14 protein-coding genes are annotated in these 15,681 nt (G+C 54.4%); 5 read left to right on the top strand and 9 right to left on the bottom strand.

What is annotated here, in order from left to right; all coding sequences use genetic code 11:
* Nucleotides 1-87 precede the first annotated feature (87 nt).
* From QFZ34_RS13715 to QFZ34_RS13675, 9 genes are all read right to left on the bottom strand, one after another.
* The gene (locus QFZ34_RS13715) at nucleotides 88-1,812 is read right to left on the bottom strand and encodes an ABC transporter substrate-binding protein (protein ID WP_115054663.1); all 1,725 of its coding nucleotides are present in this window, start codon (nucleotides 1,810-1,812) and stop codon (nucleotides 88-90) included.
* A 91-nt stretch (nucleotides 1,813-1,903) separates the two neighbouring features.
* A complete protein-coding gene (locus QFZ34_RS13710) occupies nucleotides 1,904-2,311 on the bottom strand; it encodes a DUF2160 domain-containing protein (RefSeq protein ID WP_307281917.1) in 408 nt (135 codons plus the stop codon).
* Nucleotides 2,311-3,129 (bottom strand): carbohydrate ABC transporter permease, encoded by an 819-nt coding sequence (locus tag QFZ34_RS13705; protein WP_115054815.1) that lies wholly within the window; start codon nucleotides 3,127-3,129, stop codon nucleotides 2,311-2,313. The genes QFZ34_RS13710 and QFZ34_RS13705 overlap by 1 nt, the downstream gene beginning before the upstream one ends.
* Before the next feature lie 79 nt (nucleotides 3,130-3,208).
* Nucleotides 3,209-4,075: a carbohydrate ABC transporter permease gene (locus QFZ34_RS13700; protein WP_115054661.1), complete on the bottom strand. Its 867-nt coding sequence runs from the start codon at nucleotides 4,073-4,075 to the stop codon at nucleotides 3,209-3,211.
* Nucleotides 4,076-4,077: 2 nt separating this feature from the next.
* The gene (locus QFZ34_RS13695; protein ID WP_307281913.1) at nucleotides 4,078-5,145 is read right to left on the bottom strand and encodes an ABC transporter ATP-binding protein; all 1,068 of its coding nucleotides are present in this window, start codon (nucleotides 5,143-5,145) and stop codon (nucleotides 4,078-4,080) included.
* A gap of 3 nt (nucleotides 5,146-5,148) precedes the next feature.
* The gene (locus QFZ34_RS13690) at nucleotides 5,149-6,231 is read right to left on the bottom strand and encodes an ABC transporter ATP-binding protein (protein WP_115054659.1); all 1,083 of its coding nucleotides are present in this window, start codon (nucleotides 6,229-6,231) and stop codon (nucleotides 5,149-5,151) included.
* Nucleotides 6,232-6,380: 149 nt separating this feature from the next.
* Nucleotides 6,381-7,922: a glycerol-3-phosphate dehydrogenase gene (gene glpD / locus QFZ34_RS13685; protein ID WP_307281909.1), complete on the bottom strand. Its 1,542-nt coding sequence runs from the start codon at nucleotides 7,920-7,922 to the stop codon at nucleotides 6,381-6,383.
* 113 nt (nucleotides 7,923-8,035) lie between these two features.
* The gene (locus QFZ34_RS13680) at nucleotides 8,036-8,800 is read right to left on the bottom strand and encodes a DeoR/GlpR family DNA-binding transcription regulator (protein ID WP_115054813.1); all 765 of its coding nucleotides are present in this window, start codon (nucleotides 8,798-8,800) and stop codon (nucleotides 8,036-8,038) included.
* A 260-nt stretch (nucleotides 8,801-9,060) separates the two neighbouring features.
* On the bottom strand, nucleotides 9,061-10,086 hold the full coding sequence (locus QFZ34_RS13675) for a LacI family DNA-binding transcriptional regulator (protein ID WP_307281906.1): 1,026 nt from the start codon (nucleotides 10,084-10,086) through the stop codon (nucleotides 9,061-9,063).
* 208 nt (nucleotides 10,087-10,294) lie between these two features.
* Here QFZ34_RS13675 and denD point away from each other — a divergent pair, with 208 nt between their 5' ends.
* From denD to QFZ34_RS13650, 5 genes are all read left to right on the top strand, one after another.
* Nucleotides 10,295-11,284 (top strand): D-erythronate dehydrogenase, encoded by a 990-nt coding sequence (denD, locus tag QFZ34_RS13670; protein ID WP_307281903.1) that lies wholly within the window; start codon nucleotides 10,295-10,297, stop codon nucleotides 11,282-11,284.
* Nucleotides 11,281-12,054, top strand: coding sequence for an SDR family oxidoreductase (locus QFZ34_RS13665; RefSeq protein WP_115054656.1), 774 nt, complete (start codon nucleotides 11,281-11,283; stop codon nucleotides 12,052-12,054). Before denD ends, QFZ34_RS13665 begins: the two co-directional genes overlap by 4 nt.
* 60 nt (nucleotides 12,055-12,114) lie before the next feature.
* Nucleotides 12,115-13,179: an ABC transporter ATP-binding protein gene (locus QFZ34_RS13660; RefSeq protein WP_307281900.1), complete on the top strand. Its 1,065-nt coding sequence runs from the start codon at nucleotides 12,115-12,117 to the stop codon at nucleotides 13,177-13,179.
* Nucleotides 13,180-13,302: 123 nt separating this feature from the next.
* Nucleotides 13,303-14,619, top strand: coding sequence for an ABC transporter substrate-binding protein (locus QFZ34_RS13655; protein WP_115054654.1), 1,317 nt, complete (start codon nucleotides 13,303-13,305; stop codon nucleotides 14,617-14,619).
* Nucleotides 14,620-14,790: 171 nt separating this feature from the next.
* Nucleotides 14,791-15,678 (top strand): carbohydrate ABC transporter permease, encoded by an 888-nt coding sequence (locus tag QFZ34_RS13650; RefSeq protein WP_370878848.1) that lies wholly within the window; start codon nucleotides 14,791-14,793, stop codon nucleotides 15,676-15,678.
* The last annotated feature ends 3 nt before the right edge of the window (nucleotides 15,679-15,681 follow it).

Here is a 15,681-nt window from a genome sequence, read left to right as displayed (position 1 = left end):
TTGTTGCTTCTATTCTAGGGCAATCGCAATATACCAAAGAAAAAGGGCGGCGCCGAAGCGCCGCCCCCTCCACTCAATGCCTCAAGCTTACTTGTTCCAGCTCTTGACCAGTTCGTCATAATTGATGGTCTGGGGCTTTTCTTTTTCGTTTTCGATCTTCAACTGTGGTGCGAGGTGGCCATTCTTGACCGCATCGGCATTCCAGTAGGCAAGATCATGTTCTTCAGCCATTTTCGGTCCAATATCGCCCTGAATGCCAGCGCGTTCCAGACGTTCCATGACCTTTTCCTGCTCGGCGCAAAGTGAGTCCATCGCTTCCTGTGCAGTCTTGGCACCGGAGGATGCATCGCCGATTGCCTGCCACCATAGCTGAGCCAGCTTTGGATAGTCAGGAACGTTGGTGCCGGTTGGCGACCACTGAACACGGGCAGGCGAACGATAGAACTCGATCAGACCACCAAGCTCCGGAGCGCGCTTGGTGAAGCTTTCATGCTGGATGGAGCTTTCGCGGATCAAGGTCAGACCTACATGGCTCTTCTTGACGTCCACAGTCTTTGATGTGACGAACTGGGCGTAGAGCCAAGCTGCCTTGGCGCGATCATCCGGTGTCGACTTCAGCAAGGTCCAGGAACCCACATCCTGATAACCAAGCTTCATGCCGTCTTTCCAGTAAACGCCATGTGGCGAAGGAGCCATGCGCCATTTCGGCGTGCCATCATCATTCATGACCGGCAGGCCCTTTTTGACCATGTCGGCAGTGAAGGCCGTGTACCAGAATATCTGCTGGGCAACATTGCCCTGTGCAGGAACGGGACCGGATTCCGAGAAGGTCATGCCCTGCGCTTCCGGCGGTGCATAGGCCTTCATCCAGTCAAGATATTTCTGGATGGAATAGACGGAAGCCGGGCCGTTGGTATCACCGCCGCGCGCAACGCAGGAGCCGACCGGCTGTGACTTTTCGTTGACCTTGATGCCCCATTCATCGACGGGCAAACCGTTTGGAAGACCCTTGTCACCATTGCCTGCCATGGAGAGCCAGGCATCGGTGAAGCGCCAACCGAGCGATGGGTCCTTCTTGCCATAGTCCATGTGACCATAGACTTTCTTGCCGTCGATCTCGCGACCGGTGAAGAATTCGGCAATGTCTTCATAGGCTGACCAATTGACCGGCACACCGAGGTCATAACCATACTTCGCCTTGAAGTCGGCCTTGTTCTTTTCGTCGTTGAACCAGTCATAGCGGAACCAATAAAGATTCGCGAACTGCTGGTCCGGCAACTGATACAGCTTGCCATCAGGAGCAGTCGTGAACTTGGTGCCGATAAAGTCAGCCAGATCAAGACCAGGATTGGTAACGTCCTTGCCTTCATTGGCCATCCAGTCGGTCAGGCTGCGCGCCTGCTGGTAGCGCCAATGCGTGCCGATCAGATCGCTATCATTGACGTAAGCATCATAGACGTTTTCGCCGGACTGCATTTGTGTCTGCAGCTTCTCAACGACATCGCCTTCACCGATGAGATCATGGGTGATCTTGATGCCGGTAATATCAGTGAATGCTTTAGCCAGAGTTTTGGACTCATATTCATGGGTGGTAATCGTTTCCGAAACCACCTTGATATCCATGCCTGCGAAAGGCTTTGCAGCATCGATAAACCACTGCATTTCCTTTTCCTGCGCCGCCCGATCAAGGGTCGACATATCGCCGATTTCCTTGTCGAGAAAAGCTTTGGCTTCGTCCATGCCCGCATAGGCACTTCCCGCCCCCAATAGCAGCGCAAGTGCTGTTGTTGTCGTTAGAATTCGCGTTCGCATTTCAGTCCTCCCAGAGTTGCGATTTGCAGGTGTTGAATGACTGGCGAATGCCAGACCTTCAATTTAGGGCATCGGATTTCAGTCCGATGCTTTAGACAAAGCGGAATACGCCAATGGCGTAGACCACAGAGATTGCTAGAGCCCACCAGATATTCGGGCCAACGAGACCGAGCCAGGCGAGGTGGATAAAAGCACTGCCGAGCAGCGACACGAAAAGCCTGTCGCCGCGCGTGGTTTCAAAGCGCAATATGCCGATGCGCGGATTGCCGCCCGGCGAGGCATATTCCCAGACCGCCATCAGCGATATGAGCGCAAAGATGGTCAGGAAAAACAGCGCTGTCGGAAATGTCCAGGCCATCCAGCCGCCACCTGCAAGTGCTCCGAACCAATCCCGCGCGCCGCTTTTCAACGGCACAGCTGTGACAAGCAGGCCCGCCAAGATTGCATAGGCCGCAAGAACAGCGAGAAGCGCCAGAGGCCAACGCCGTGTGTTTTCCATTACACCCTCCCCAGGGCAAAGCCCTTGGCGATATAGTTGCGGACGAAGTAGATCACGATGGCGCCGGGAATGATGGTCAAGACGCCGGCCGCAGCCAGCACGCCCCAATCCATGCCCGACGCAGAAACCGTGCGCGTCATGATAGCAGCGATTGGTTTTGCCGCAGTCGTCGTCAACGTGCGGGCAATAAGCAATTCCACCCATGAGAACATGAAGCAGAAGAAGGCAGCAACGCCGATGCCGCTTGCGATCAGCGGAATGAATATCTTCACGAAGAAGCGCGGAAAGGAATAGCCGTCAATATAGGCGGTCTCGTCGATTTCCTTTGGCACGCCCGACATGAAGCCTTCCAGAATCCACACAGCCAGCGGCACGTTGAACAGACAATGCGCCAGAGCAACGGCGATATGCGTATCGATCAAGCCGAAGGCCGAATAAAGCTGGAAGAATGGCAGCGCAAAAACAGCTGGCGGTGCCATGCGATTGGTCAAAAGCCAGAAGAACAAATGCTTGTCGCCGAGGAAGCGATAACGCGAGAAGGCGTAGGCCGCAGGCAAGGCGACCAGCACCGAAATCACTGTGTTCATGCCCACATAAATGATCGAGTTGATATAACCCTTATACCATGAGGGATCCGTGAAGATGACCGCATAGTTCCGCAAGGTCGGACTTTGCGGCCAAAGGGAAAAGTTTCCCAAAATCTCCTGATTGGTTTTGAAGCTCATATTGATGAGCCAATAGATCGGCAGCATCAGGAAAAAGATGTAAAGCGTCGGGATCAACCACCAGAATTTCGATTCATCCCCGCGCTTGCGCATGCGGCGGGCAAGAGCCTTATCCATTCTGGCCTGTTCAGGGCTGACACTAACTGCGGTACGGGCAACAGATTCTGACATCTCAGCGCTCCGCATCATAATTGGTCATGACGGTGTAGAACACCCATGACATCAGGAGGATAATAAGGAAGTAGATGAGCGACATGGCTGCCGCCGGTCCAAGATCGAACTGGCCAACCGCCATCTTGACCAGATCAATGGACAGGAAAGTGGTCGAGTTGCCGGGACCACCACCTGTGACGACGAAGGGTTCGGTATAGATCATGAAACTGTCCATGAAGCGCAGCAGAACGGCGATCAAAAGCACACGGTTCATCTTTGGCAACTGAATGTAGCGAAACACTGCCCAGCGCGATGCACCATCAATCTTTGCCGCCTGATAAAAGGCATCGGGGATCGAAACCAGCCCGGCATAGCACAGCAGCACGACCAAGCTGGTCCAGTGCCAGACATCCATAATGATGACCGTGAACCAAGCATGCAGCGGATTCTGCACATAATTATAGTTGATCCCGAGACGTTCCAGCGTATGGCCGAGCAAGCCGATATCAACACGCCCGAACACCTGCCAGATCGTACCAACCACATTCCACGGAATAAGCAACGGCAAAGCCATCAGCACGAGACAAACCGGAACACCCCAGCCCTTGCGCGGCATATTCAGCGCAATGACGATCCCCAGCGGAATCTCGATGAGAAGGATAATGAACGAGAAGAAGAGGTTGCGACCAAGAGCCGAATGGAAGCGCTCGGAAGTGAGCATTTCCGTGAACCATTCTGTGCCGGCCCAGAAGAACTGGTTATTGCCGAACGTATCCTGCACTGAATAATTGACCACGGTCATCAGCGGGATGACTGCCGAGAAAGCCACGAGCAGCAAAACCGGCAGGACCATAAACCAGGCTTTATTGTTCCAGGTTTTTTCCATGATTATAACCCTCCCACGCGCCAGCTATCGGCATAGATATTTATGCCCTTCGGGTCGAAGGTGATGTGCGGATCGGCAGGGATATCCTCGCCTTCGCCAACGATGACGGCAATGTCCTGATTTTCAAGTCGGGTACGCACGATCTTGTGTCGTCCAATATCTTCCACTTTGGCAATTTTTACCGGCATGCCGGAACGACCGATGCGGATATATTCCGGGCGGATACCAAGCTCGATTTTCTTCGCATCGGCGGGGGTAACAGGTGTAGGAAGTTGTATTGCGTGCGCACCAATTTGCGCCATTCCGCCTGCAAGCTTGACCGGCATGACATTCATGCCTGGCGAGCCGATGAAATAACCAACGAAGGTATGCTTTGGCCGCTCGAACAATTCTTCTGGCGTACCGATCTGCACGATCTCGCCATCATACATGACGACGACTTTCTGGGCGAAAGTCAGCGCTTCCGTCTGATCATGTGTGACATAAACCATTGTATAGCCAAAACGCTGATGCAGCTGCTTCAGCTGTGAGCGAAGAACCCATTTCATATGGGGGTCGATCACGGTCAGCGGCTCATCGAAAAGGATAGCGTTCACATCAGACCGGACAAGGCCGCGACCGAGCGATATCTTCTGCTTCTGATCCGCCGTCAGACCACGGGCTTTCTTGCCGGACCAGCTCGCAAGATCGATCATCTCCAGCGTTTCGCGGACCTTGACGTCGATCTCGGATTCCGCAACTCCGCGATTGCGCAACGGGAAGGCAAGATTATCATAGACGGTCATGGTGTCGTAGATGACCGGGAACTGGAACACCTGTGCGATATTGCGTTCCTGCGTCGAAAGGTTTGTGACATCCTGACCGTTGAACAGCAATTGTCCATGGGACGGATGGATCAGGCCTGAAATGATGTTGAGCAGCGTGGTCTTGCCGCAACCGGAAGGTCCCAGCAGCGCATAGGCACCGCCATCTTCCCAGCTATGGTGGACCTCGCGCAGCGCATAGTCCTTATCCGACTTCGGATTAGGACCGTAGGCGTGGCGGATATGGTTGAGATCAATACGTGCCATTATCTATGCCGCCAATTTCTGCTGGCGGCGAATGGAATTGCCGCTGCCGTCGAAGATCATCAGGTTGCGCGGGTCGATGAAAATGTCGATTTCTTCATCGGGCGTGTAAATGTGGATGCCGTGAGCGAGCATTGTCCAGCGCGCATCGGCGAAGGACAGATGGACGAAGCTTTCCGAACCGGTAATTTCAGTGGCTGTCACGCGGGCCTTCAATCCGATTTCATCGGCACTGCCGCGAACCGTATTGATGTGGTGCGGCTGGAAGCCGATCGTATAGGTGCCGTCAGCGATATCGGTCAGATGCGACGGGATCGGCAGGGTAACGCCGCCTTCCAGCTGGAATGCCTTGCCGAACTTTGCCAAGGCAATTGTGTTCAGCGGCGGGTCGGCGAAGGTCTGCGCCGTGATAAGATCATCCGGTTTGCGGAACACATCAATTGTGGAACCAAACTGTGTTACCCGCCCCTCGGAGAGGGTTGCCGTGCTGCCGCCGAGCAGCAAGGCTTCATGCGGCTCAGTGGTCGCATAAACAAAGATCGTGCCGGATTCGGCAAAGATGCGGGGCAATTCCTGACGCAGCTCTTCGCGCAGCTTATAGTCAAGATTGGCCAAAGGCTCATCGAGCAGCACCAGCTTGGCGTTTTTGACGATGGCCCGCGCAAGCGCAGTGCGCTGCTGCTGGCCGCCGGACAGGCTAAGCGGCGTGCGGTCGAGATAGGGCGTAAGCTTGAGGATTTCAGCGGCCTTGCGCACTTCGCGATCAATAGTTGCCTTGTCAGCACCGGCAACACGCATTGGCGAAGCAATGTTCTCATAGACCGTGAAGGCCGGATAATTGATAAACTGCTGATAAACCATGGCAACCGAGCGCTTTTGAACCGGAACGCCCGTCACATCCTGACCATCGAACCAGACAGAGCCGGAAGTTGGCACATCGAGACCTGCCATGATGCGCATGAGGCTGGTTTTGCCGGACAGAGTGGGTCCAAGCAACACATTCAGCGTCGCATGTTCCAAAGTCAGCGATATATCGCTGAGGTGGAGCTTGCCGCTCACCATTTTGGATACATTTCGCAATTCCAGCATTACTTCTCCTCCCGAAGCACTTCCACCCAAACAGAAACGGGAAGCGCTCTAACTCTTTGCCTTTATGCAATTCCGGACGGAAAACCGGTTCCCACCTTCCTGGAATTGCTCTTGAGCCGATGCACGTTTACCGCGCCTCAGCAGTATATTTATTCTGCAGCCATGGCGCGCCGCCTGTCGACTGCACCTTCCATGAATTGATCGAGAGCAGCCGCTTCATCAGCGCTCAAATGCAAGCCTCTTTTGGTCCTGCGCCACAGCACGTCCTGCGCGGTAAGCGCCCATTCATGCTCAATTTGATAGCGTATTTCCGCCTCGTAAAGATCCGATCCAAAATGCTTACCCAAATCGCCAAGCGATTTTGCATTTCCAAGCAGCACACGTGCCTTGGTGCCATAAAGCCGGAAAAGCCGATGTGCATGGGCAGCTGTCAGAAACGGATAGTCAGACTTCAATATCTGCAATTCACTGTCGAATGCGTTTACTGCGAAATTCCCGCCGGGCAGCGTACCGGTTGCCGTCCATGGCTTACCACGCTTGCCAAGCTGGTCTTCAATTTTCTCAAGCATATGCTCGGACAGACGCCGATATGTGGTGATCTTGCCACCAAAAATGTTCAAGATCGGCGCCCGGCCGTCCGACGCATCGGTTTTCAATACGTAATCGCGCGTTGCTTCCTGCGCCTTGGACGCACCATCATCATAAAGCGGACGCACACCCGAATAGGTCCAGACCACATCTTCGCGCTTCACCGGCTCGACAAAATATTCGCTGGCCGCCGCACAAAGATAATCAATTTCGGTATCGCTGATTTTCACGTCCGCCGGATTGCCGTGATAATCCTGATCGGTTGTACCAATCAGCGTGAAATCCTGCTCATAGGGAATGGCGAAGATAATACGCCCATCTGTATTCTGGAAAAAATAGGCCCGTGGATCGTCGAACTTTTTCTTTACGACGATATGGCTGCCCTGCACCAGGCGTACATTATGCGCATCATTGCTGCCCACTACGCCGGTCAGAACTTCATCAACCCAAGGTCCGGCAGCATTGACGACGAGCTTTGCCTGCACATCTTCCTTGGCGCCGGTCAAAGTATCCTGCAATGTCAGCGTCCAATGATCGGCACCGCGCATCGCACTTACAACTTTTGTCCGCGTGCGGATGACCGCACCTCGATCGGCGGCATCGCGGGCGTTGAGCGCCACGAAGCGCGCATCATTAACCCAGCAATCGGAATATTCGAAAGCCTTGGTATAAAGCGACTTCAACGGCTTTGCGGCCGGATCGCGCGTCATATCCAGAGTACGGGTTACCGGAAGCTTCTTGCGTCCGCCAATGTGATCATAAAGGAAAAGACCAAGCCGCAGCAGCCATGCCGGACGCAGGCCTTTATGATGCGGAAGCACGAAACGCATGGGCCAGATAATATGCGGCGCGCAGGCCCAGAGAACTTCACGCTCCATCAACGATTCGCGCACAAGGCGGAATTCATAATGTTCGAGATAACGCAAACCACCGTGGATAAGCTTTGTCGAACCGGAGGAGGTGCCGCTGGCAAGGTCGTTCATCTCGGCAAGGAAAACCGAATAGCCGCGGCCCACAGCGTCACGCGCAATGCCGCAGCCATTAATGCCGCCGCCTATAACGAAGATATCGTAAACCTGACCCTTCAATTTCCCCACCCTCATTTCGCAACGCACCATCTCTTCGCATATGCGAAATGAAAATGCTATAATTGCGAAAGCAATACGAAACTAAAATGAACTATAGCGCGCAATGGAAGAGCGCACAAGAGGCGGTTTCAGACAGATGTTTCGATCAATCTGACGTCTGCATCGCTGCATATCCGGCGTATTGCCTCACTTTCGCAGCGGTCGGTAATGAAGGTGTTGACCTGCGACAAGTGGCCAATGCGAACGGGTGCAGTGCGCTCGAACTTGGTCGAGTCCGAGACAAGGATCACGTGGCGCGCATTGGCCATGATCGCCTGCGCGACTTTGACCTCGCGAAAATCAAAATCAAGCAAGGCGCCATCACTGTCGATTGCCGAGGTTCCTATAACAGCGAAATCCACCTTGAACTGGCGGATGAAATCGACCGCTGCCTCGCCGACTATACCGCCATCGGAGCCACGCACGACACCGCCGGCAATGACCACCTCAATATCGGGGTAAATTCGTAACCTGTTGGCAACATTTATATTATTGGTGATTATCATTAGACCTTTACGGTCCAGCAAGGCCTGTCCAACAGCCTCTGTCGTCGTGCCGATATTCACAAACAGCGATGCATTGTCGGGGATCAACTCAGCGGCAGCTTTACCTATGGCTTCCTTCTCGCCCGCTGCTATCAAGCGCCGCGCCTCATATTCCAGATTTTGCACGCCTGAAGGAAATAAAGCGCCGCCATGAATACGGTTAAGCAGGCGCTGGTCGCAAAGATCGTTAAGGTCTTTGCGGATGGTCTGCGGCGTTACATTGAAATGCATTGCCAGATCATCAACAAGGACGCGACCATGCTCCTTGGCCATCTCCAGAATTTCGGCATGTCTGGGAGCGAGGAACATGGAACCAGCTTTCATTTTCGTTTTTGTAGTGTCTATACGAAAACGAAAATTGCTTTATGTCAATCGTGAGTAAAGCGAAAGGCATTTTAAAGGTGGGTGGGAATTACTGCCTGCATGATTGGTGTGCGTGGTTCGACAAGCTCACCATGAGGGAAGTTGAGGATTGCAGGAGTCAAGATTTGCACCGCTGGCCGTTAATCATGCAGCCCATTACCTTCCCTCATGGTGAGCTTGTCGAACCACGCACGAAGCTGCTGCACCTAAGCAGTAGCGCCCTCGATAATGTCAAAACCAGTATTGATAATGGTTTTTTCCGGGGGACGCTCGCGGCTTTCAAGCAGCTTTTCCGCCGCAGTTTTGCCAATCAGAAATCGCTTGGAAAGAATAGTTGAGAGCGGCAGAGGCATTGCCTGCCCGATATCCAGCCCATTGAAGCCGAATATGCCGAGCCTCTCTTTGATGACAATTCCCGCATGGATGCAGTAGAAAATACCGCCCATAGCCATGTCGTCATTAGGGAAAATCACCACATCCAAATCGGGATGGGCTGCAAGCAGTTTTTCCAGAAGCTCCCGCCCGGCTATTGTTGAGCCGCCGCCGGGGACACGCATTTCGCCGACGAGCGAAAGACCAGCCTCCCTTAAGGCTTCACACAGCCCCTGATAGCGCGCCTTTGCACGGTCATCGGAAATCAACATATGACCGGCATAGCCAAATCTTCGGTATCCGCGCTCGATAAGGTGCCGCCCGGTTTCATAGCCAGCCTGGCGATGCGACATGCCGACAGCTATATCCACAGGATCGCCATCAATGTCCATAAGCTCCGCAACCCGGAACCGGCCCTGCTCGAGATGTTTTCGCGCTGTGGGCGTGTGATGCAAGCCGGCCAGAATCACAGCGGCTGGTTGCCAGGCAAGAAATGACAGAAGAATACGCTCTTCAATCAGCGGATCATAATCGGTAACACCAATGACCGACTGAAACCCTGTTTCGGTGATAGCAGTGTGGATTCCGCGCAGGACATCGGGAAAGACAATGTTCGACAATGATGGCAAGAGCACAGTCATCAATGTCGAAGCGGCGGAAGCGAGGCTCCCCGCAGCGCGATTGGGAATATAGCCAAGCTGGGAAATGGCGGCCAAGACGCGTGTTCGCGTCGCATCCGCAATGGGACCTTGATTACGAACGACGCGCGAAACCGTGATCTCACTCATGCCAGCCAGCCGCGCCACATCCGCCAAAGTCGGTGCACCGGCGTTTCGATTGGCATTTCTCTTGCGGGTCATAGGCTCGAATCCAGAGCATTTTCCAAGAATAATGACAGCGCTACCATAAAACGCTTGATGAACGCTAGTCAGTGTGCATAACTTTATGACAGCGCTAACATACAAATGTTCAGTCGCTGGCTTGTTTTCACAATTCTGGACGAAAACCGGGTCCATTCTGCTGGAATTGTTTTAAGCCCGGGAGGGGCTTGAGGGAGGAATACCGCATATGCATGTTTTGGTGATCGGCGCAGCCGGAATGGTTGGCCGCAAGCTTCTGGACAAGATCGCTGCCGAACCGGGCGCGCTTGGATCCGACATAGACAAGCTGACACTGGTTGATGTTTTCGAACCCGTAGCACCGGCAACCTTTGCCGGTATTGCGCAGACAATTGCCGCTGATTTGTCCGATCCCGGTGTGGCAGACAGGCTCGTTGCCGCCCGTCCGGACATGATCTTCCATCTGGCAGCAATCGTTTCAGGCGAAGCGGAAGCCGATTTCGAGAAGGGCTACAAGATCAATCTCGATGGCACGCGCTGGCTTTTCGAAGCCATCCGCATTGAAGGCCAAAAAGCGCCTTACAAGCCGCGTGTTATATTTGCCTCCTCCATCGCGGTTTTCGGCGCGCCTTTCCCCGACAAGATCGGCGACGAGTTTTTTACGACACCACTCACGAGCTATGGCACGCAAAAAGCAATTTCGGAGCTTTTGCTTTCAGACTACAGCCGCAGAGGTTTTTTTGACGGGATCGGCATTCGCCTGCCCACAATCTGCATTCGCCCCGGCAAGCCGAATAAAGCGGCATCTGGATTTTTCTCCAATATTCTGCGCGAGCCGCTATCGGGACAGGAAGCAATTCTTCCCGTCGATGAGAATGTGCGGCACTGGTTTGCCAGCCCGCGTTCGGCGGTCGGCTTCTTTATCCACGCCGCAACGCTAGACCTTGAACAGGTCGGTCCAAGGCGCAATCTTTCCATGCCCGGCCTTTCGGCGCTTGTTGGCGAAGAAATTGCCGCTCTTCAGCGCGTTGCAGGTGACAAGGCAGTCAAACTCATCCGCCGTGAGCCCGATGCCACGATCCAGAAAATCGTGTCCGGCTGGGCAACGGATTTTGATACGTCGCGAGCCAGCAAGCTTGGTTTCAAGGCAGAGACCGCCTTTGACGACATTATCAAAGCGCATATTGACTACGAACTCGGCGGAAAGATTCCAGCATGAGCGTGATCGATTCGGGCAAGGGAAAAATTGCGCTGGTGACAGGTGGCGGCACAGGCGTCGGCAAGGCTATTACGACCGCATTGCTTGGCGTTGGCTATACGGTGGTCATTTCCGGCAGGCGCCAAGACGTGCTTGACGATGCGGCCAATGCTTTGGCCAAAGATACTGGCGGCACGGTCAAGCCGATCACCGCGGATGTCAGCGATCCCCACTCTGTCGCAGCGCTTTTTGAGGCGATCAAGAGCGAGTATGGGCGGCTGGATCTTCTGGTCAATAATGCGGGTATCAATGTCCCGAACATTGCCATGGAAGAGCTGACTTTCGAGCACTGGACGTCAATCGTCGGCGCCAATCTGACAGGTGTATTTCTTTGCACCCAGCAGGCGATGAAGCTGATGAAAGCACAATCGCCCCGAGGCGGCCGCATTATCAATAATGGCTCGATTTCAGCCCAGACTCCGCGCCCCAATACAGCGCCCTATACGGCGACGAAACATGCCGTGACCGGCATGACCAAATCGACGGCGCTGGATGGCAGACCGTTCGATATTGCTTGTGGGCAGATCGATATTGGCAATGCCACGACTGAGATGACATCGAAAATGGCGGGCGGCGTGATGCAGGCAAATGGCGAGATCGCCAGTGAGCCAACCATACCGGCGCATCACATTGGCGATGCTGTTGTCTATATGGCAAGCCTGCCACTGGACGCGAACGTACTGACAATGACGATCATGGCAACTAAAATGCCGCTGGTCGGACGCGGGTAAAGCAGAGGGGCAGCGCTTTGGGAGAAGTGATGTCCAAACATAATTTCTGGAGGAGAGCGCATGGCATCGGTTGAATTCGCCGACGTACGAAAATCATTCGGTACCCACCCGGTCATCAAGGGTGTGGATATCAAGATTGAAGATGGCGAATTCGTCATCCTTGTTGGACCATCGGGCTGCGGTAAGTCCACCTTGCTGCGAATGCTGGCCGGGCTGGAGAATATCTCGGCAGGAGAAATCAAGATCGGCGGCCAAGTTGTCAATGGTCTCGCTCCAAAGGAGCGCGACATTGCCATGGTCTTCCAGAACTATGCGCTTTATCCGCATATGACTGTTGCCGATAACATGGCTTTTTCGCTGACGCTGAAACGCGCATCAAAGGCGGAAATTGAAAAACGCGTAAAGCCTGCGGCGGAAATTCTCGGCCTCACCCCGCTGCTGGACCGTTTTCCGCGCCAGCTTTCCGGAGGCCAGCGCCAACGCGTTGCCATGGGCCGCGCAATTGTGCGCGATCCGCAGGTTTTCCTGTTTGACGAGCCCTTGTCCAATCTGGATGCCAAGCTGCGCGTCGCCATGCGCGCTGAAATCAAGGAACTGCACCAACGGCTGAAAACCACCACGGTCTATGTCACGCATGACCAGATCGAAGCCATGACCATGGCCGACAAGATCGTCGTCATGCATGACGGTCTGGTCGAGCAGATCGGCGCGCCGCTTGAACTATATGATCAGCCGGCAAATCTTTTTGTTGCCAGCTTCATCGGCTCGCCTGCCATGAACATGATCAAAGGCAAGCTCGATCCAAACAGCACGCTGAAATTCAAGACCGATAATGGTGTCGAATTGCCCGTTGCCAAAGCGCCGGAGAGCGCCAAGGGACGCGCATTGATTTATGGTTTACGGCCCGAACACATGACAATCGTCGATGGCGGCATACCTGCCGAAGTGGTGGTGATTGAGCCAACGGGTTCGGAAACGCAAATGATCATGCGGGTTGGCGGCGATCTCGTCACCGGCGTTTTCCATCAACGCATAAATGCAAAGCCGGGCGAGACAGTCGGCCTCTCCATACATGCGGAAGCGACCTATCTGTTCGATGCAGAGACCGGCAAGCGCCTGGTCTAGAGCTCTAGCATAAGCGGTGCCTGCCGGTCGGTAGCAGGTCTTCGTCATAAAGCACCGACATAGCCCGTGGCCCCAGAATGTGGGAGCATTTTGAAGGCCTTTTACAACCAAGGAGGAGCAAGAATGACCATTAACAGAAGACATCTTCTCGGCGCATCAGCCGGACTAGTCGCTGCCGCAGGGCTCAACCGTTTCGGGCTTACGCCTGCCTTTGCTCAAGCCGCAGCACCAACCTACAAACCGGAAGAAGGCGCCACATTGCGCCTGCTGCGCTGGGTTCCATTTGTTCCAGCCGAAGAAGCCGCATGGCTTGCCAACACCAAGAAATTCACTGAGGCGACTGGCGTGCAGGTACGGGTCGACAAGGAAAGCTGGGAGGACGTTCGTCCGAAAGCTGCCGTTGCCGCCAATGTCGGCTCCGGCCCGGATATGGTGATGAGCTGGTTCGATGATCCGCAGCAATATCCGGACAAGCTGGTCGATGTGACTGAGCTTGGCGAATATCTGGGTGGCGCGCATGGCGGCTGGTATGCCGGCCTTGAAGGCTATGCCAAACGCGACGGCAAGTTCATTGCGCTTCCGCTTTGCGCCATCGGCAACGCGGTCGTTTACCGCGACAGTCATATGAAAGCCGCGGGCTTCCAAGAGTTTCCGAAGGACACTGCAGGCTTCCTTGAATTGTGCAAGGCCTTGCAGGCAAAAGGCACACCGGCTGGCTTTCCGCACGGCAAGGCAGTGGGCGACGGCAATAATTACGCTCATTGGTTGCTTTGGAGCCATGGCGGCATGATCGTCGATGAAAGCGGTAAAGTTGTCCTCAACAGCCCTGAAACGCTCGCATCGGTCAAATATGCGCAGGAACTCTACAAGACCTTCATTCCAGGCACGGAAAGCTGGCAGGATGTCAATAATAACCGCGCCTTCCTTGCACGGCAGGTATCGCTGACGGCAAATGGCGTGTCGGTCTATTATGCCGCCAAGAAAGATCCGTCCATGGCGGATATCCTTGAAGACATGCGCTCGACAAACCTGCCAATCGGTCCGGTCGGCAAGTCGATCGAGCTGCATCAGACTTCAACGATTTCGATCTTCAAGCACACAAAGTTCCCTGAAGCTGCAAAGGCCTACCTGCAATTCATGTATCAGGCCGAGAATATGAATGCCTGGATCGAGGGTGCCAGCGCTTATTGCTGCCAACCCTTGAAGGAATATGCAAGCAATCCGGTGTGGAAGTCCGTTCCGATCCACGAAGCCTATGCGCGGGCTTCCGAAACGCTTCGCCCGAACGGTTTTGCCGGACCGCTGGGAACAGCATCGGCGGGCGTCATGGCCGATTATGTGCTCGTCGATATGTATGCGACAGCCGTGACCGGTCAGATGACCGCAGAGGATGCCATTGCACAGGCGGAGAAGCGCGCAAATCGCTACTACGCCACTTAAGCAGCCATAAAAGCCTTCCGCCGTCCAACGCGGCGGAAGGCGTTCTTGTTTCGCAATTCCTGACGGAAAGCCGGCTATTGCTTTTCCTGGAATTGCTTTCGAAGCCGACGCAACCGGAGATATCCGATGACAATGACGCCGACTGCAAAACGAAACTCTGCCTTTGGCACAATGGCCCGCAGCAATACTGCGGTCGGCCTGTTCTTCATGCTGCCTGCGGCAGTGTTCCTCATCTGCTTTTTGACCTATCCACTCGGACTGGGCGTATGGCTCGGCTTTACCGACGCAAAGATCGGTCGCGACGGCGTCTTTATCGGCATCGAAAACTATCAGGCGCTTGCCAATGACTCGGTCTTCTGGATGGCCGTTTACAACACCGTTCTCTATACTTTTATCGCGTCCATATTGAAATTCGGTTTCGGCCTCTGGCTGGCGATGATCCTCAACGAACATCTGCCGTTCAAATCATTCTTCCGCGCCATTATTCTCTTGCCCTGGGTGGTTCCGACGGTATTGTCCGCCCTCGCCTTCTGGTGGATTTATGATGCGCAGTTTTCGATTATTTCCTGGTCGCTGATGCAGCTTGGCTGGATCGACGGTCCTATCAATTTCCTTGGTGATCCCAACAACGCGCGTGCCTCGGTGATTGCCGCCAATGTCTGGCGCGGCATTCCTTTTGTGGCGATCTCGCTGCTTGCCGGCCTGCAAACAATTCCGCAATCGCTGCATGAAGCAGCATCGCTGGACGGCGCGACAGGTTGGCAGCGTTTCCGCTTTATAACCTTGCCCATGCTCACACCCATCATCGCTGTGGTGATGACGTTCTCGGTGCTTTTCACCTTCACCGATTTCCAGCTGATCTACGTGCTGACCAAGGGTGGCCCGGTCAATGCAACGCATCTGATGGCAACCTTGTCATTCCAGCGCGGCATACCTGGCGGACAGCTTGGCGAAGGCGCGGCGATTGCTGTTGCGATGATTCCATTCCTTCTGGCTTCGATCCTGTTCTCATTTTTCGGCCTTCAGCGCCGCAAATGGCAACAGGGCGGACAAGATTGAACG

The organism is Phyllobacterium ifriqiyense (genome assembly GCF_030817885.1).
Lineage (GTDB): Bacteria > Pseudomonadota > Alphaproteobacteria > Rhizobiales > Rhizobiaceae > Phyllobacterium > Phyllobacterium ifriqiyense.
The sequence above is the reverse complement of the archived record's forward strand: the minus strand, read 5'-3'. Positions and strand labels throughout refer to the sequence as shown.